This window comes from Halomonas salsilacus, assembly GCF_051216275.1.
Taxonomy (GTDB): domain Bacteria; phylum Pseudomonadota; class Gammaproteobacteria; order Pseudomonadales; family Halomonadaceae; genus Halomonas.
Genome location: NZ_JBPKAQ010000010.1, coordinates 109792 through 126590, shown reverse-complemented (window position 1 = coordinate 126590; position 16799 = coordinate 109792). Strand labels below are relative to the sequence as shown.

Annotated in this window: 16 protein-coding genes; 8 read left to right on the top strand and 8 right to left on the bottom strand. The window is 61.5% G+C overall.

What is annotated here, in order from left to right; all coding sequences use genetic code 11:
• The first annotated feature begins 12 nt into the window (after positions 1-12).
• From ACR80S_RS14520 to ACR80S_RS14505, 4 genes are all read left to right on the top strand, one after another.
• Positions 13-4527, top strand: coding sequence for an EAL domain-containing protein (locus ACR80S_RS14520; protein WP_435403639.1), 4515 nt, complete (start codon positions 13-15; stop codon positions 4525-4527).
• A 1-nt stretch (position 4528) separates the two neighbouring features.
• The gene (locus ACR80S_RS14515; RefSeq protein WP_435403638.1) at positions 4529-6004 is read left to right on the top strand and encodes a GAF domain-containing protein; all 1476 of its coding nucleotides are present in this window, start codon (positions 4529-4531) and stop codon (positions 6002-6004) included.
• 7 nt (positions 6005-6011) lie between these two features.
• Positions 6012-6617 (top strand): biliverdin-producing heme oxygenase, encoded by a 606-nt coding sequence (locus ACR80S_RS14510; protein WP_435403637.1) that lies wholly within the window; start codon positions 6012-6014, stop codon positions 6615-6617.
• Positions 6618-6874: 257 nt separating this feature from the next.
• Positions 6875-7432, top strand: a complete 558-nt coding sequence (locus tag ACR80S_RS14505; protein ID WP_435403636.1) for a YqhA family protein — start codon at positions 6875-6877, stop codon at positions 7430-7432.
• 77 nt (positions 7433-7509) lie between these two features.
• On the opposite strand, the gene ACR80S_RS14500 is transcribed toward ACR80S_RS14505, so the two are convergent.
• From ACR80S_RS14500 to ACR80S_RS14475, 6 genes are all read right to left on the bottom strand, one after another.
• A complete protein-coding gene (locus tag ACR80S_RS14500; protein ID WP_435403635.1) occupies positions 7510-8232 on the bottom strand; it encodes a substrate binding domain-containing protein in 723 nt (240 codons plus the stop codon).
• Positions 8233-8264: 32 nt separating this feature from the next.
• Positions 8265-8762: a RadC family protein gene (radC, locus tag ACR80S_RS14495; protein ID WP_435403634.1), complete on the bottom strand. Its 498-nt coding sequence runs from the start codon at positions 8760-8762 to the stop codon at positions 8265-8267.
• Positions 8763-8773: 11 nt separating this feature from the next.
• Entirely contained in the window at positions 8774-9385 is a 612-nt protein-coding gene (locus ACR80S_RS14490) for a lambda exonuclease family protein (protein WP_435403633.1), read from the bottom strand.
• A gap of 59 nt (positions 9386-9444) precedes the next feature.
• The gene (locus ACR80S_RS14485; RefSeq protein ID WP_435403632.1) at positions 9445-10209 is read right to left on the bottom strand and encodes an ERF family protein; all 765 of its coding nucleotides are present in this window, start codon (positions 10207-10209) and stop codon (positions 9445-9447) included.
• 12 nt (positions 10210-10221) lie between these two features.
• Positions 10222-10407, bottom strand: a complete 186-nt coding sequence (locus ACR80S_RS14480; RefSeq protein WP_435403631.1) for a hypothetical protein — start codon at positions 10405-10407, stop codon at positions 10222-10224.
• A 118-nt stretch (positions 10408-10525) separates the two neighbouring features.
• Positions 10526-10909: a DUF932 domain-containing protein gene (locus ACR80S_RS14475; RefSeq protein ID WP_435403630.1), complete on the bottom strand. Its 384-nt coding sequence runs from the start codon at positions 10907-10909 to the stop codon at positions 10526-10528.
• 215 nt (positions 10910-11124) lie between these two features.
• Here ACR80S_RS14475 and istA point away from each other — a divergent pair, with 215 nt between their 5' ends.
• Both istA and istB read left to right on the top strand, forming a co-directional pair.
• A complete protein-coding gene (gene istA / locus ACR80S_RS14470) occupies positions 11125-12663 on the top strand; it encodes an IS21 family transposase (RefSeq protein WP_435403629.1) in 1539 nt (512 codons plus the stop codon).
• A gap of 16 nt (positions 12664-12679) precedes the next feature.
• The gene (gene istB / locus ACR80S_RS14465) at positions 12680-13435 is read left to right on the top strand and encodes an IS21-like element helper ATPase IstB (protein WP_435403628.1); all 756 of its coding nucleotides are present in this window, start codon (positions 12680-12682) and stop codon (positions 13433-13435) included.
• Positions 13436-13439: 4 nt separating this feature from the next.
• On the opposite strand, the gene ACR80S_RS14460 is transcribed toward istB, so the two are convergent.
• Entirely contained in the window at positions 13440-14135 is a 696-nt protein-coding gene (locus ACR80S_RS14460; protein WP_435403627.1) for a DUF932 domain-containing protein, read from the bottom strand.
• Positions 14136-14201: 66 nt separating this feature from the next.
• Positions 14202-14519, bottom strand: a complete 318-nt coding sequence (locus ACR80S_RS14455; RefSeq protein WP_435403626.1) for a hypothetical protein — start codon at positions 14517-14519, stop codon at positions 14202-14204.
• Between the two features lie 439 nt (positions 14520-14958).
• Between ACR80S_RS14455 and ACR80S_RS14450 the strand changes: the two genes are divergently transcribed.
• Both ACR80S_RS14450 and ACR80S_RS14445 read left to right on the top strand, forming a co-directional pair.
• Entirely contained in the window at positions 14959-15948 is a 990-nt protein-coding gene (locus ACR80S_RS14450) for a hypothetical protein (RefSeq protein ID WP_435403625.1), read from the top strand.
• Complete coding sequence (locus tag ACR80S_RS14445; RefSeq protein ID WP_435403624.1) at positions 15936-16451, top strand: hypothetical protein; 516 nt, start codon at positions 15936-15938, stop codon at positions 16449-16451. Before ACR80S_RS14450 ends, ACR80S_RS14445 begins: the two co-directional genes overlap by 13 nt.
• Positions 16452-16799 lie beyond the last annotated feature (348 nt).

Below are 16799 nucleotides of genomic sequence, written 5' to 3'. Positions count from 1 at the left end.
AAGGATCGCTCCATGACAGCAGCTGCCAGAAGACAGGAACTCCCCACTCCCGTCGTGGGAGTCGGGGCCTCCGCTGGCGGATTCGAGGCTATCTCGCAGCTGATTCGTGGGCTCGATCCTGACCTCCCTTTCGCCTATGTGATGCTCCAGCACGCCTCACCAGCCGACGGCAGCATGCTGCCGGAAACTCTCTCCCGGGGAACCCTGCTGAGCGTTCGTGTCCTCCAGGAGGGTGATACGCCTGAAGCGGGGGTTATCCATTTAGCACCGCCCAACGTCAACGTTGTCCTGCGCGAGGGACGGTTAAGCCTCCTTCCGGCCAACACAGAGGGAGTGCCGGCGCCTTCCATCAACGACTTTTTCATCTCGTTGGCGGCTGATACCAACGATAACGCCATCGGCATCGTGCTCTCCGGCATCGGATCAGACGGCACCGTCGGACTGGGCACGATCATGGCCGCTGGTGGGGTAACGCTGGTTCAGGATCCAGTCACTGCCAAGTACTCCGGCATGCCGCAATCGGCCATCGAAGCCGGGGTTGCAGACTTCGTCCTGACGCCCGATGCGATGGCCGGCAAGCTGGCCGAGCTGACTCTGATGCACGTTCCCTCGCAAAGCAGTGCCGGCGAGGAGATTCCGGTCGTTCTGCTGGAGAAGCTCAAACAACGCCGCAGCATCGATTTTTCGGGCTACAAGGCCGGCACCCTGTCCCGCCGTCTCCGTCGGCGCATGGTGGCTACCGGCACTCAGACCCACGAACAATACTTGATGCTGGTTGAGGAGCAGCCAGATGAGTTGGATACGTTGGCTCGCGATATCCTGATCTCCGTTACCGCCTTCTTCCGTGATGCCGGTGCCTTTAATGCCTTGCGCTCCCGGGTGGTCACCATCTGCCAGCGCTGCCGCGACGATGGCCAGGGTATCCGCGTCTGGATTGCGGGGTGCGCGACCGGTGAGGAGGCCTATTCCATTGCCATGCTGTTCGCCGAAGCGCTGCGCGAGGTTCCCGACGCTCCAGCGGTCCAGATCTTTGCCACCGACATTGACGAGGAAGCTCTCGTGGTGGCGCGTCGTGGTGTCTATCCGGCGATGGCCATGGAAACCGTACCCGAAGCGTTGCTGCAGGATTACTTCCACCCGCACAACGGCACTTTCGAAGCGGGAAAGCGCCTGCGCAACATGATTGTCTTCGCGCGTCATAACTTGGTGGAAGATCCACCTTTTTTGCATCTCGACCTCGTCAGCTGTCGCAATGTGTTGATCTATTTCGACAACCAGCTCCAGGCCCGTGTCCTCAAGCGGTTTCATTTCGCCTTGCGCAAGCGTGGAATCCTGTTTCTTGGTCGCAGCGAGAGCGCAGGCCAGTCCGAGGCGCTGTTCGCCCCCCTGGATCGGCGCGAGCGAACCTATCGTAAACAGGGCGACCCACAGCCCCACCTTGCTAAGACGTCGAAGCGACTATCCCCAGTGGTGCCGCGTCAGCGCCGGGATCTCGAAATTCAGCAGCTGCTCGATGGCGTGGTGGCCCATCTCGGTGCCACGGTGGCGCTGTGTGACGGCCAGGGCAACATCCTGCATACCGCCGGTAACGTCGAGCGAGTGCTTCTGGTTCCTCGGGGACACAACAAGGTCGCCATTGCCGAGGCGATCGCTGCCCCTTTCCGTGCCGAGCTACTCTACATGCTTCACCAGATAGGCAAGTCGCCAAGAGTGATGCTGGGCCACAAGCGTGTCGTCGACAATGAGACTTGGCGCCTCTCTGTCCGGCCAGTGGCAGCTAACAGCAATCTCCAGATGATGATGGTGATGATGGAGCCGTGCGAATCTCCCGTTGCCAAAGGTAGCCCTGCCGCGCCCAAAGGATTGGCTCCTGCGGAAGCCGAGGGCGAGTTGCAGGCGACCCGTGAGCATCTCCAGTCGCTGATTGAGGAACTCGCCACCGCCAACGAGGAGATGCAGTCGCTCAATGAGGAGGCACAGAACTCCAACGAAGCGCTGCAAGCGACGAATGAGGAGTTCGAGGCGGCCAATGAGGAGATGCAGGCCACCAACGAGGAGCTGATGAGCCTCAACGAAGAGCTCAACGTCAAGACCGCCGAGCTTCAGCAGCTCAATGATGAATACACACACCTCTACGACTCGCTGGAGTTTCCGATCCTTGTCTTCGATCGGGACTATCATCTGCGTCGCTACAATGCTGCGGCGTCGCGCCAGTTCAAGCTGCGCACAGGCGCTTTGCAGCAGCACATTACTCGTCTGCGGCTTCCGGAGGCCTTGTTGCCGCTGGAGTCGCTTCTGAGCGGAGCTATTTCCCATGGCGAACCGAACGATGAGCTGATCAATTTGGGCGAGCGCCTGGTACAGATGGGGGTCACGCCGGGTATCGGAGAAAGCCAAGAGGTTGAACTGCTGGTGGTAAGTCTGGTCGACGTGACGGAAGTGACCGAGATTCAGACGGCGCTTAAGGAATCGCGCGTGCGGCTCGATACCCTGATGCACAACACCACCATTCTGCTGGCGATGAAGAACCTGTCCGGGATCTACGAATTCGCCAACCCGAGTTTCTGCGAAGCGTTTGGTCTTGAAGCCCAGAATGTGATGGGCAAGAACGACTTCGAGCTGTTTCCCGAAGCCTTTGCCGCCGATGTCTGGAGCCATGACATGCAGGCGCTCAGGCAACAGTGCCAGGTTGTCGCGGAGCATTTGCTGCCCGGCGCGCAGGAGCGCGTGCTGCGCACAGTGCATCAGATACTGCGTGATGCCGAGGGTCGGCCCGTTTCGATCATCACCGAGTCCGAGGACATCACGCTGCGTAAGCAGGCGGAACGTCAACTGCGTCTGAGCGCCAAGGTATTCGAGCAAGCCGGCGAAGCGATCGTGGTCACCGACGTCCGGGGCCGAATTACGTCCGTCAATACCGCCTTTTCGCGAATCACCGGCTACGCGGCTAAGGAGGCCATCGACCAGGATATCGGTCGCCTGATGGCAGAAGACGCACAGGAATCGCCTATTGTCGACATGATGCGTGCGACCCTACAGAAACAGGGCTTCTGGCAGGGTGAGATATGGAGTCGCCGCAAGAACGGCGAAACGCTTCCCTTGTGGTTGACCATCAACCGCATCGATGAAAGCGATGGCCAGCATTTCGTCGGCGTCTTTGCCGACATTTCCAACCTCAAGGAGTCGCAGCGCAAGGTCGAGTATCTGGCCACTCACGATGCCTTGACCGGCCTCCCCAACCGTACCCTGTTTCAGGATCGCCTTGATCTGGCTCTGGCGCAGGCCCGGCGAAGTGAGAGTCCACTGGCGCTAATGTTCCTTGATCTGGACAACTTCAAGGCCATCAACGACACCCTGGGCCACGATGCGGGCGACGAACTCCTGGTTCAGGTCGCTGGCCGCATTGGCCGTGTGGTACGCGAGATAGATACCGTGGCCCGCCTGGGCGGCGACGAATTCACGGTGGTATTGAACAACACCGGAGTGGAGGCAGCCGAATTGGTCGCCCAGCGCATCGTCGAGGTGCTACGTGAGCCGGTGGTGGTTCAGCAGCGTTCTCTGTTTGTGTCCGCCAGTATCGGCTTGGCCTTCTACCCTGAGGATGGCCAGGATGCATCGGAGTTGACCAAGGCCGCCGATACCGCCATGTACCGCGCCAAGGAGAGTGGGCGCGATCGCTTCGAGGTGTTCAAGCCGGAGCTGCAAGCGAAACTGGTGCATCAAGCCAATATGGAGACCGCTTTGCGCCGGGCCTTGAAAGACCACCTGCTACGGTTGGTTTTCCAGCCCAAGTTCGTCGCTGCAGATGGGACGCTGTTTGGCGCCGAGGCGCTACTTCGCTGGCATGACCCCGAGCTTGGCAACATCCCTCCCAATGAGTTCATTCCGGCCGCCGAGCGCTGCGGCCTGATCATGGAAGTGGATCGACGCGTCTTACAGCTGGCCATAGAGGCCCTGGCTCGCTGGCGTGCTCAGGGGCTTGTACAGCTGCCGGTTGCCATCAACATCTCGGGGGCCAGCCTTCAGAACGAGCGCTTCCTGGATATCCTGCTTGAGCGGCTGTGCACCTATGGGATCAGCGCCACACTTCTCCAGGTGGAGCTGACCGAGCGGACGCTAGTGGAGCGCACCAGCACGGCGCTGGGCAATATCGAGCGACTGCGCGAGGCAGGCATCGCTCTGTCCATCGACGACTTCGGCACTGGCTATTCGTCGCTGGCCTATCTCAAGTCACTTCCCCTGAGCGAACTCAAGATCGACAAGGGCTTCATCGACGGCCTCGGCGGTCATCTTCGCAACGACGAGGCTATCGTGCGAGCGATACTCGGCATGGCCAAGGCTCTGGAGTTGCGGACCGTTGCAGAAGGCGTCGAGACGGAGGTCCAGCGAGAATGGCTGCGGGAGCAAGGTTGTGACCTGTTGCAGGGTTACCTGATGGCTCGCCCCGAGGAAGAGGCTGACTATGCTGGACGGCTGGCCAGTCTGAGCGGAAGCGACATTACAACGACACCACAGGAACAAAAATGACATGAATGTCACCCGCGGCTTCATCGATGCATGTGAACAGGAAAGGCTGCACCTTTCCGGAGCGATACAGCCTCACGGGGCGTTACTGGTGGTCGATGCTGCGCTGACCATCACCCACGCCTCACGCAACGTATTCGACTGGCTGGGTGAGACGGCAGAGCAGCTCGTCGGCGGTGCACTCCCCGAGCATTTAGAGAAAGCGTTGACTCAACTGGGCACTGCCCCGGGCGAGCGGCTGACTCACAACGCCTTGCGGGAACTCGAGGAAGAGGTCGCACTGGCGGCGGTGCGTGGCGATGATGGGCACATCATGATCGAACTACTGCCCGCCACGGGGAGCCATCCTGATCAGGAGGGCCAGTCGTCTGCCCGGGGGGGCGACTGGTCAACGTTTCGAAACGACACCGACGTCGCGTTAGCCCGCGAGACGTTGGTCAGCGCGCTCAGACAGTACAGCGGCTTCGACCGCGTGCTCTATTACACATTCCTACACGGCGGCAATGGGGAGGTGATCGCCGAGGCAACCAGTCAGCAGGCGCAGGGCAGTTATCTGGGCCTGCGCTTCCCGGCTAGCGACATTCCTCAGGTGGCTCGGGCGCTGTATGCAAAGAACCCCTGGCGGACCATCCCCGATGCCCAGGCAGATAGCGTCGAGTTAGTAGGGCTCACGTCTAGTCCGCCGGACCTCTCCCTGGTAGATCTGCGCAGTGTATCGCCCGTGCACCAGCACTATATGGGGAACATGGGCGTGCAGGGCGCAGTATCGTTTCCTCTGTTGGTTGCCAACAAATTGGCAGGCTTGATCTCGCTCCATGCCTACACACCGCGACGACTTTCACCACTTGCACTGCGTCGCTTGTCGGATGAGGTGAAGCGCTTCGAGTTCGCCAGACGCGATTACGAGGCACGTCAACGCATGGAGCTGATCGATACCATCGAACGCCGATTCGATGCCATGCGCCGTCATCTGGCCGAGCAGGGCAGCCTCGAGGCTGCCTGGCCTACGATTAGCCGTTGGCTGATGGATGAGTTCGAAGCCCATGGCGTGATGCTCGACAACGGCCGTGACCTGTTCACCGAAGGGCTATGCCTGGAGCCCGAGGCGCTAGAGGCGGTGAGTGCCTGGTGCGAAAGCGACGGCACCTTGACCCGAATCAGCGAAAGTTTGGCCAGGGAGTGTCCGGACATGCCGCTTTCTGAGGTGGCCGGCCTGCTGGCCACCTCGATACCGCTCAAGGACGGTCGGCGGCTGCGCCTGTTCCTGTGCCGTGCCGAGGAGATCCATGAAGTTGCCTGGGGCGGCAACCCTGACAAGCCAGCCGAGAACTCGAGCGGGGCACACCCCATCGCGCCTCGACGCTCATTCGAGCGTTGGGTAGAGAAGCGCATGGGCTATTCACGGCCATGGCCTTCACACACCCAGCTGAAACTGCTCAAGCTACGCGTGCTGTCGACGGCCTTGGGTCATGATGAATGAGGGCGGTATGGATGATCGCCAGGGTTACACCGTTTTGCAGCGGCTGCGTGAAGCGACACGCACGGACCATCATGCGCTCGATCACCACCCCGAGCTGCAGCGTCTGGTTCGCTCTGGGTTGACCCGAGAAAGCTATGCGCGCTCGCTGCTCGCCATGCATGGTCCCCATGCTGCCCTGGAAAGTGCCGTGTTCGAGGGAGCTGTCCTCCTATCAGTGAGTGACCAGATATCGCCTATGCGCCTGCCACAGCTGCAGGCTGATTTGGCAGCCTTGGGGATCATGCCCCAGGAGAGGGTGATGATGCCTGGCATGCAGGTTCCTGCCACTCGGGCCGAATTGCTGGGGGTTCGCTATGTGCTCGAGGGCTCGCGGCTGGGAGCCGAGGTGATCGCCCGTTGCATTCGCGAGTCCTTGGGAAGCGAAGTCCCGCTGAGCTTTCTTGGCGCCCCGGGCGCTTGTAGATATTGGCCGCGTTACGTTGACCAGGCGGTCCTCGACTGTCCCGGCGAGGGAGAACAACGTCAGGCCATGGTGGCGGCCAGACGTGCCTTCGCGGCCTACCGAGCTGGACTGGACTCATCACTACCTAATGACAGGCTGCAGAGCCGGTAACAGTTGGTACATCAGCCCAATGTCGGCAGTGTTGCCGATTGCAGGCGTGTCTGGCGCGCTGATCGGCCGGTCCTTCTATCGGGTAAAGGCTCAGGGGCGCGACGGTTGGCACATGGGCGATGTTTCGGTCGAGGAGCGAGGGTACGGGCGTTGAAACCTATCTGGCAGGCCCCGAACAACGGCGACGCGAGTACTCGTTGCGGAGGGGCTGAAACGACCCAATCTGAGTTTGATCCATGGCGCATCAGGAGAACGGCATGACGCAGGAACGGCTACAAGAACGAGAAACTGTCCCTCCCCGGCAAGGACGATGGGAGGGGCGCGTTGAGCACTGGCTCTGGAACTCGCGCTTTCTGGTGATGCTGGCGGTAATACCGAGCCTTCTTGGGGCGTTGGTCCTGTTCTTGATTGGTACCATGGATATCCTGAAGCTGGCGATTACCGCAGTGTCCTATTATCTGGTCGATGGGGCCGTGGATATTCATGACACCCTGGTTCCGAGCATCGTCATGGCCGTGGACATCTATCTAGTGGCCATTGTGCTGCTGATCTTCGGGCTCGGGGTCTACCGGCTGTTCGTTTCTCCTATCGAACAGGCTGAGGAGCATGCCTCCAAGCACCCGTTCAATGTTGAGTCCTTTGATGAGCTCAAGGACAAGATTGCTCGGGTCGTCATCCTGGCAGTGATCATCGAGTTCTTCCGCGCGGTCGTGGATATTCGATTCCAGACGCCTCTGGAGGCGATCTACCTGGCACTTTCGGTATTAGCACTGGCCGGGGCACTTTACCTGATGAGCCTGACCCATCGCAGCTAGCTAGTGGCTGACCGGGTTCTCACCGGCAGAGAACGTGGGTTGAAGGCGATAGCGCCCGGCTTGGTGCAATATCCAGGCTAAAAACTGTCCCAGTGGGGCGGGCTGCCAAAGTACCCATCCAGGAAATCGACAAAGTGACGCACCTTGCTCGCCAGCAGCTGGCGGTGGGCGTAAACCGCGTAGAGCCCGAGAGGCTCGGGTTCATGTTCCTGGAGCACCACCCTCAGCCTTCCCTGCTGGATGGCACTACTCGAAATGAACGTCGGCTGTAGCGCGATACCGGCGCCGGCGATCGCCGCCTCCATCAGCACATCGCCATTGTTGCTGTTTATCTCGCTCATCTCACTTCCACCAGCAAGCTGCAGCCACTGGAACAGCGGCTCGCGGCTCTCTTCCATGTAGCTGTAGCGCAGGAAACGGTGCCCACGGAGATCCTGTGGGCTGGCGGGCATGCCATGACGCTGTAGATACTCGGGCGAGGCGTGCATCACCAGGCGAACGGGCGCGATGCGTTTGGCGATCAGCGATGAACTCTTCAGGTGCCCGATGCGCAGTGCAATATCGAACCCTTCCTCGACGATATCGACATTGCGGTCGTTGAGCTGCAGGTCGATGCCCGCGGCGGGGTGCGCGCGCTGATAGTCGTTGAGTAGCGGCGCCATATGGCGGATGGCGAACGATACCGGCGCGCTGATGCTCAGCAGCCCGCGTGCCTGGGTCTGCAGATCGCCGCGTTTCCCGGCAAAGTGCGATGAACCAAAAAAAAGACCATCCCGACATAGTCCGATGCCCCCACGCACGGGGGCACCGGCATTATGGCGTGTAGTTAGATTCACAGGTACCCCAACTCCGCAAAGGACGCGCACCCTTCACTCCCGACCACGACGTGATCGATCACGCGGATGTCGACCAGGCCTAGCGCGTCCTTCAGCCGCTGGGTAATACGCCGGTCTGCATCGCTGGGTTCTGGATCACCGGCGGGATGGTTGTGGACTAGTATCACGGCAGCAGCGTTGCAGGCCAGGGCCTGCTTGACCACCTCACGGGGGTAGACGCTCGCCGAGTCGATGGTGCCGCGGAACAGCTCCTCGAAGCGGATGACGCGGTGCCGGTTGTCGAGGAACAATGCACTGAATACCTCGTGCTCGTAGTCCTGCATCAGCAACTGAAGATACTCGAAGGCCAGCGCCGGCTGGGTGATCTTGCGTCCCCTGGCCAGCTTGCGTTTGGCAAACCGCTTGGCGATCTGCAGCAGTTCACCTTCTGTCACCGCATCAATGACGTAATAGGTGCCGGCCACTTCGCCGGCCACCAGCTTGGGATGGGTCATGGTGGTTCTCCTCAGGCCGCCATCACAAGCGCCATGCGGCGCTCCATTTCTTCGTAGAACGCCTCGACCCGCTCGGCGATGGTGCGGATCAGCGCCTCGTCCCGATAGGCGCGCTTCACGAACAGCGGCATACCCGGCCAGTAGCTGACAAAGTCGATCCACTCGCGCTCGCTGACCCACAGGCCACCCTGGCACTGGGCGACATGCTCCTGGGGCAGCTCACCCTCGAGCAGCAGCTCGATCTGGTACTTGGGCAGCTTGGTCTTGATCTCGGCCAGCCCTCGGCTATCCACCAGGCAGTCCGGTGAGTAGCCCACCCCGTGGTTAAGGATGATGCCGACCTGCTCGAGACGAGGCAGTCCGGTGGCCTCCTGGTAGAGCTCCCGGGCCATGGGCTCCAGTTCATGGCCCCTCTGAGTGTGAGCATTGCCCTGGAAGGCGTCTGAGGGTTCCCCGGTAATGCGCTCGCCGATCAGCTGATGCATGTAGCTCAGCGCCCCGGCGCCGAAGCCCGCCGGCCCCTTACCCTTGACCAGCAGGGTCTTCAGCTCGGACATGGTGATGATGCCGAGACGGGCGGCATGCCACTCGGGCGTGCCCTGTTCCAGTTTCAGGATCTGCATGACGATCTCCTTGGTGACATGACGGCATAGCGGCGAGGGACTTACCCCTCGCCGATGGCTCAGTGACGTTGACGGTTGGGCAGTGCCCGCTTGTGCAGCGAGGCTCGCAGCTTGTCGAAATCGCTGCGCGGTACCCGCTCGGCCTCGCCATACTTGCCGACGAACCATTCCTGGGTGGTGGAAGGACAGGCCGCGATCAGCTGCTTGAGCTGCCCGGCCTGGAAGGGAGTGACGAGCTTGACCGGAGCGGCGGCATGGCCGTTGTCGTCCTGGCCGCGGGTGGTGATGTTGAGCAGCGCGCAGAGCACATAGCGCTTGCCGTAGCTGGTGGAAGAGCCGAAGGCCTGCACCGCGTTCTTGCTGCCGCTGGTATCGGCCGGCAGCAGCATGCTGGTCTCCTCGCGGTGGCCCTCCTGGTGCATCAGCACGCCGGTGATCTGAATGCCACGCTCCTGGGTCTGGATACGGAAGCTCACCGCGAAGCCGTGCTTCTGCATGATCGGGCGCACGGTGTCGACGATATCCTCCAGGGTGGCGTAGGCCCCGTTGTTGCCCTGGCCACGCTCGGCGATGCTCGGCAGCTCCGTCTGCATGGCCGCCATGGCAGCGCTGTAGGCCATCAGCGCCTGGCGGTCGAGCACGCGCTCCTGCATCTGCAGCAGGCGCTCCATCTTGTCGATGTCGACCTGGGGGTTGAGGGCGGCACGCTCGATCACCTGAATGATCGCCGAGCTCTCCTGAAGCGGCTGGGCCACCGGGGGGGTGGAGTGTTTGCCGTTGGTCTTGGCTGACGGGGGGTGTTGAGGATGAATCGGGGTTGCCATGGGTATCTCTCCTTAGCGATAGCGGTTGATGACGTCCTGCAGCTGGTCGGCAGGGACCGGCTCCAGCGACACGTCCACGCGATAGACGTGGCCTTGGGCCAGCACGTGGGTCTGGGCGTGTTGCTCGCCGGCCTTCAGCAGCTCTCGAGTCAGCTGGGTCAGGGCGCGGCAGATCTCGAATGTCATGGGCGGTTGCATGACTGCCTCCAGAAACGACAACGCCCGGCCTTGTCGGGGCCGGGCGCTATGCCGTGGAAAGGATAAGTGAGTGTGTTGGGGGGGGGGATAGTTAACGCGCCACCACGACAGATGCCTATCAGGCCACCAGCGCCATGGCCGACTCCAGGGCCTTGTCCTTGAGGCTGGCCCCCTGGCCAAACCAGGCGGAGTCCATGCGGTAGTCGTTGCTGCGGGCGCGCTTCTCGTGGTCCACGTACTCGGTGATGGCATTGAGCAGGCCCCAGGCGGTGCCCTGCGCGGTGCACAGCTGAGAACCCCGCCCTTCGCCGTGGTAGAGCTTCTGGACGCGATTCAGCGCCCGGTAATGGGGCAGCTTGGAGGGATCCTCCAGCGGCTCCTCGGCATTGCAGATCACCGACTGGAAATAGCTCTTCACTTCCCCCTGGCTCACCTTGCGCTCCGCCAGCGTCTTCATCCGATACATGAAGTCGTCCCACTGGGAGTGCGTATTCCGCGCCATCGTGACCGACCGTTCCGATCTATCGTGACCGACTATTCCGGACCATCGTGACTGGCCATTCCGTTTCATCGTGACCGATTTCGGCGTCTTCCCCGGAATCTGCGGTCACGTTGCCGGAATCATCGGTCACGATCCCGGAATCTCATCTAACTCGCTGGAATGATTCGGACTTTTACGGCATACCCCTCCTTTTGCCTTTGGCCCCGGAGGGGACGATGCCAGCACCGAGGATTCCCATGCGAACCATCACCGAGGTGTTGCGCCTCAAGTACGACGCCGGACTCAGCCACGAGAAGATTGCGCGGGCCTGTGGCCTCTCCAAGGGCGTTGTCAGCAAGTACGTCAGCCTGGCGCAGGTCGCCGGCATCACGTGGCCGCTGCCGGACGGCACCGACGAGACGGCGTTGGAGGCGCGACTGTTCCCGGCCAAAACGCCGCCGGTGCGCTTCTCGGCGCCGGACTACTTCCAGGTCCACCAGGCGCTCAAGCGCAAGGGCGTGACCCTGCAGCTGCTCTGGGCGGAGTACGTGGAGGCCCGCGGCGACAAGGCGCACCGCTACAGCCAGTTCTGCCATCACTACCGGGCCTGGCGTGGCCGTCAGCGGCGCAGCATGCGCCAGGTCCACCGCGCCGGCGAGAAGCTGTTCATCGACTACTGCGGCCCCACCGTACCCATCATCAACCAGGCCACCGGCGAGGTGCGTAACGCTCAGGTGTTCGTGGCCGTGTTGGGAGCGTCCAGCTACACCTACGCCGAGGCGACCTGGAGCCAGGCGCTGCCCGACTGGATCGGCTCCCACCAGCGTGCCTTCCAGTTCCTGGGCGGGGTCCCCGAACTGCTTATCCCGGATAACCTGAAGAGCGCTGTCACGCGGGCCTGCCGCTACGAGAGCCAGCTCAACACGACCTACGCCGAGATGGCGCAGCACTACCAGGTCGCGGTGCTGCCAGCGCGGCCTTACAAACCGAAGGATAAGGCCAAGGCAGAAGCTGCCGTGCTGCTGGTGGAGCGCTGGATCCTGGCGCGCCTGCGCCACCACACCTTCTTCACCCTGGTCATGCTGAACCAGGCCATCGCCGAACTGCTCGACGACCTCAACCGACGGCCCTTCCAGGGCCGCGAGGAGAGCCGGTGCGACCTGTTTGAAGCCATCGACCGACCAGTACTCCGCCCCCTGCCGGAGACACCCTACGAGTTCGCCGAGTGGCGCAAGGCCAGGCCCGGCATCGACTACCACCTCGACATCGACAAGCGCCTGTACAGCGTCCCCCACAGCCTGGTGGGCCAGGTGCTGGAGGTGCGCCTGACCCACGTCGTGGTCGAGGTGTTCCACAAGGGTCATCGAGTGGCAGCGCATCCGCGCCACGCGCCGGGGCGCTTCTCGACGCTGGCCGAGCACATGCCCAAGCGGCATCGGGCCCATCGCGACTGGTCGCCGGGACGCTTCCTGGAATGGGCGAAAGACATCGGCGTCGCCACGCTGGAAATGACCCAACGGCAGCTGCAGGACCGCCCTCATCCTGAGCATGGCTACCGCGCCTGCCTGGGGCTGCTGCAGCTCAGCCGCCGCTACGGCAAGGACCGCCTGGAGCAGGCCTGTGCGCATGCCCTGGCAATCCCCACGACCCGCTACGCCAGCGTGGCCTCGATCCTCAAGCAGGGGCTGGATCGGCAGCCGCAGGTGCGACTGCCCGAGACGCCTGACGACCTGCCGCCCCACACCAACGTGCGCGGTGCCGAGTACTACCACTGACGGGAGGATACGACCCATGATGACCCAGCCCCTGCTCGACACCCTGCGCCATCTGAAGCTGACCGGCATGCATGACGCCCTGGCTCACCAGCTCACCCAGCCGGATACCTACGACCTGCCGTTCGAGGACCGCCTGGGCATGCTGCTCGACCGCGAGGTCCTGCACCGCGACAACCGCCGCCTCGACCGGCTGCTGAAGGCTGCCAAGCTGCGGGTGACGGCCTGCGTCGAGGACATCGACTACCGCCATCCACGCGGCCTGGAGCGGGGCCGTATGGCACCGCTGGCGACCGGCGAGTGGATCGGACAAGCGCTCAACCTATGTATCACCGGTCCCACCGGGTGCGGCAAGACCTGGCTGGCCTGCGCGCTGGGTAACCAGGCCTGCCGGCAGGGCTATTCGGTGCGCTACCTGCGGGTGCCGCGCTTGTTCGAGCAGCTGCGCATTGCCCAGGGAGACGGCTCTTACGCCCGGCTGATGGGCCAGCTACAGAAGACCGACCTGCTGATCCTTGACGACTGGGGGATGCAGAAGATGACCGCACCGCAACGGCAGGACCTGATGGAAGTGATTGAGGACCGGCACGGCCGGAGCTCGACGCTGATCGCCAGCCAACTGCCCATCGAGCACTGGCACGATTACATCGGTGCGGCGACGGTGGCCGACGCCATCCTGGATCGGCTGCTGCACAGCGCCCATCGACTGACACTCAGAGGAGAATCGATGCGAAAGAACGCCGCACCGCAAGCGGCAGCAGTTGACCCATCGTGACCGGTCAGCTTACAAAACCAGAGCCAGCGAGAGAGCGGTGAGCAACTCGGTCACGATCGCCGGAATGAGCGGTCACGTTCGCCGGAATACGCAGGGAGACCGAGATGCCCAGCTGCTGCTTAACCAACTGCGGGCGGAACTCGGTGCTGTGCGGCACCTTCACGCCCTGGCTCATGCCATCCACGGCGATGGTCAGAGTGTTGTTGCAGACCACCCGGACCGAGGTGGGCGTCGCCACCGTCGCCAGCGAACCGTCACAGGACGTCGCCAGCAGCAGGTAGGCGTTGACCTGATCCTGCCCCTTCAGCGCGGTACCCAGGCCGCTGCGGGCCAAGGCCCAGAACTTGCGGCCGCCCTTGAGGACGCCCGCGGTCTCCAGCTCATAGCCGGCGTACTCGGTCAGGTCACGGTAGAACTCCAGCACCTCCTCGGGCTGCACCACCTTGTAGCGCTGCGAGACCACCGACAGCGGTGCCCGGGTATCCGAGCGGTAGAGCACCTTCTGCTCCGGGAAGGAATGAATACTGCCGAGGTGCCCGGCGCCATCGGCGATGAAGCGCACCGGGGATGCTTCGATGTGCCAGTCCATACCCGCCTGCTGCCGCCAGACCTCCAGCGGTTGATGACGGGAGAGCTGCTGTCCCAGGCCGTGCCAGGGGGTATCGCCGACGTAGGCCATTTGCTCAATGAGATGTGCCATGGGAAAGCTCCTTGACGAAAAAAAGCCGGCAAATCGCCGGCGGGTAGGGAAAAGGGTGTGAACGGATCAATCGAGAATGCGGAAGCTATTGCCACAGCCCAGGCACAGCCAGGGGGTGCCCTCACCGGGGGGAAATAGGTGCTGGATCATCTGGTGTCCGGCAGCTGCCCCCGCGATACCGCCTGACGCGGCCGCGATCACGGCGGCGGCAATGCGACTAAGGGGGAACTGAGCCGAGGAGGCCAGCAGCCGGCTGGGAGAGTAGAGCGATGAATAGGCGCCCTTGAGGGAGCCTGCCAGCGCACCGGCGGCTGTCCCCAACTTGCGGGCGGTCTCGAGGTTGATCACGCGCTGCGAGACACAGCGCGAGCAGGGTGGGGGCATGTGACGTCTCCTGTGGCGGTGAAACAAGCCCGGGGAGGACTCGGCTCACAGGAGTGATATAGTTCTTAAAGTTTTTGTAATCGCCACTTTCCACCACATTTCCATCCCTCTTGGTACTGTCTGCTCTGGTAAGGCGATGGTATCCCGCCCCGTCCCGACCCAATCCGACCTCTGTCGAGCTACACCAGAATTGCCACCCTGGTGAGAGTGGAAACCGCCTGCTTACTTTCTGACGACCTGGGAGAGACGCTGATCTGAGATTCTCACCGTCCTTCAGTAAGCTTCCGTGAGCGGCAAAGAGTGCCAGGCAATGCAAGAGGGCTGTTATTGGGCTGTAAGACGGGTTAGCCCCCCGTTAGATTTCTTCTGGCTGCGACATTGGTCAAGCGGATAGGCTGTAGACGTCTCATTGCTCCACTCATGCGATAGGGAACATCCAATGCGAAGACGACCTGCCACCAAAACTCTTCACTATGTGCGTGCTGTATATAACCAGGAAAACGCCCCGCCTGAGAATTTCACGGAGCTGGTTAGGCAAGCTTTGCGTGTACTGCCCAGCGTTGGAGATACCAAGGTGGGCATCAGTAGCCTGGGCGTGGTGGGCGTCAGGCAGCGGCACCCCGACCATGAAAATCCGGAGCGCCCCTTGCTGCTCGCTATAGGAGCTGGCGCGCCAGATGAGCGAATGGGAACGTTTGGTACGGATGTGGCTGCTGACCATGACGACGACCTTCCAGAGGCACCGCCTGAAGACAGGGCGTTCAAACTGGCAGACGCCTTCTTGCTCATCGAGCACCAAGAGCTTCTGGTCTGTACTGACGGTGGTATGCGTGGATACGGCTCGGTAGAGCGCTACTTGCGAGGACTATTTGATCGGGCCAATCTTTCACCTGCTGCATCAGCCTTCGAGCTTTTGCCCGCTTCCAATCAGGAGAAACGGAGAACACTGGAGCAAGAGGGGGTAAAGGAGATCACTCTCAAGGGCACGCTGTTCGCCGCGACTCAGGATTTGGAAGGCCAAGACCCTGGAGGTTTTACGGAGCTGTTCAGACGTTTCCGCAAGCGCTGCCAGGACTATCTGGCCGAGGAAGTCGAAGATGAGCAAGAGCGTGAGGCGCTCGCTGCTCACTGGGGAAGTATCAACGTCACGACTACGATTATGCCGGCTGGCGGTACGCGTGCCGAACCAGTAGTTCATTCGTCACTTGACAGCGCCGGACTCGAGATGGTCGACGAAATCCCTGATGACTCCGAGGTTGTCATCCTGACTCGATCGGGCAACACCATTCGCACTGGCGATGTAGTTCTGAAGAAGAAGGTACGCTTGCGTAGGAAAGAACTGCAGAATGACCTGGACGTCTACGAGGTCTGGGACGCGCTTAAGGAGTTCCGAGTAGAGCTGAGGCAAAGAGGTGCATGGCAGCGATGAACGATGGTCCCAAGGTGAGCGGGCGAAAGGTCGCCACCGAGTTAACCAGCGTGGCAATCGCCTTGCTGACGGGCTGGTTGCTGCAACCTTGGTATCATCGTAGCGAGGATGCCACCTCGGTACTTGTCACGGTGTTTTCGATTCTCGCCGGCTTTCTGGCTGCAGTGATGGCTATCGTCGCCAACGATAGAGTGCTTCGTGGCCGAAATTGGCGCCAGGATACCTACTACTTGGCGGAGGTTCGACGGGAGCTTCTCAGGCATAGTGTGACCTTCTACATCTATCTGGCGGTGCTGGTGCTAGCTTTTTTCACGAGCATCTCTTCGACCTGGCCCGTATGGGCTCAGCGTTGGACTGAGCACAGCCTGCTCTTCTTCGCCACACTGGGTATTTTTCACTCCTTCCAGCTGCCAAGGATACTCAGCAGGAAGCATGTCACGGCTATTGAGAAAGAAATCCGCCAGCGTCGAGAGCGTGAGACCGGTGGCGACGGCCGGCCCTGATTCACGTACAAGGAGCGTTGGAAATCCCCAAGCTCTTCCATATCTATAGGTTGTTGGGCGCCATGCTGGGCCTGTGGCCACGTAACGTATCTCTTGATCCTTGTCACCTCAACGCTCAGAACGCCGCAGCTATAATCGAGCTGACCATTTCGAGCTTCAACTGTGGCGTTTCGCAAGCTACGCAGCTGTCAAAGCTAGCGCGAGGTAATTCAGAGCGCGGTGTGCGGTTACACAAATGCGTTATGGCGCTTCACTGGGACTCCACATGAGTCTCGGAACAAAATGCCAACATGTTCCTATTAATATATTGAAAATACGATAAAGCTGGGAATGTAGCTTGGTCCCTGC

Bases quoted from the DNA above. Each gene is read 5' to 3' on its own strand.
- ACR80S_RS14520 (WP_435403639.1), top strand. From the start codon at position 13: ATGACAGCAGCTGCCAGAAGACAGGAACTCCCCACTCCCGTCGTGGGA.
- ACR80S_RS14515 (WP_435403638.1), top strand. From the start codon at position 4,529: ATGAATGTCACCCGCGGCTTCATCGATGCATGTGAACAGGAAAGGCTG.
- ACR80S_RS14510 (WP_435403637.1), top strand. From the start codon at position 6,012: ATGGATGATCGCCAGGGTTACACCGTTTTGCAGCGGCTGCGTGAAGCG.
- ACR80S_RS14505 (WP_435403636.1), top strand. From the start codon at position 6,875: ATGACGCAGGAACGGCTACAAGAACGAGAAACTGTCCCTCCCCGGCAA.
- radC (WP_435403634.1), bottom strand. From the start codon at position 8,762: ATGACCCATCCCAAGCTGGTGGCCGGCGAAGTGGCCGGCACCTATTAC.
- ACR80S_RS14490 (WP_435403633.1), bottom strand. From the start codon at position 9,385: ATGCAGATCCTGAAACTGGAACAGGGCACGCCCGAGTGGCATGCCGCC.
- ACR80S_RS14485 (WP_435403632.1), bottom strand. From the start codon at position 10,209: ATGGCAACCCCGATTCATCCTCAACACCCCCCGTCAGCCAAGACCAAC.
- ACR80S_RS14480 (WP_435403631.1), bottom strand. From the start codon at position 10,407: ATGCAACCGCCCATGACATTCGAGATCTGCCGCGCCCTGACCCAGCTG.
- ACR80S_RS14475 (WP_435403630.1), bottom strand. From the start codon at position 10,909: ATGGCGCGGAATACGCACTCCCAGTGGGACGACTTCATGTATCGGATG.
- istA (WP_435403629.1), top strand. From the start codon at position 11,125: ATGCCAGCACCGAGGATTCCCATGCGAACCATCACCGAGGTGTTGCGC.
- istB (WP_435403628.1), top strand. From the start codon at position 12,680: ATGATGACCCAGCCCCTGCTCGACACCCTGCGCCATCTGAAGCTGACC.
- ACR80S_RS14460 (WP_435403627.1), bottom strand. From the start codon at position 14,135: ATGGCACATCTCATTGAGCAAATGGCCTACGTCGGCGATACCCCCTGG.
- ACR80S_RS14455 (WP_435403626.1), bottom strand. From the start codon at position 14,519: ATGCCCCCACCCTGCTCGCGCTGTGTCTCGCAGCGCGTGATCAACCTC.
- ACR80S_RS14450 (WP_435403625.1), top strand. From the start codon at position 14,959: ATGCGAAGACGACCTGCCACCAAAACTCTTCACTATGTGCGTGCTGTA.
- ACR80S_RS14445 (WP_435403624.1), top strand. From the start codon at position 15,936: ATGGCAGCGATGAACGATGGTCCCAAGGTGAGCGGGCGAAAGGTCGCC.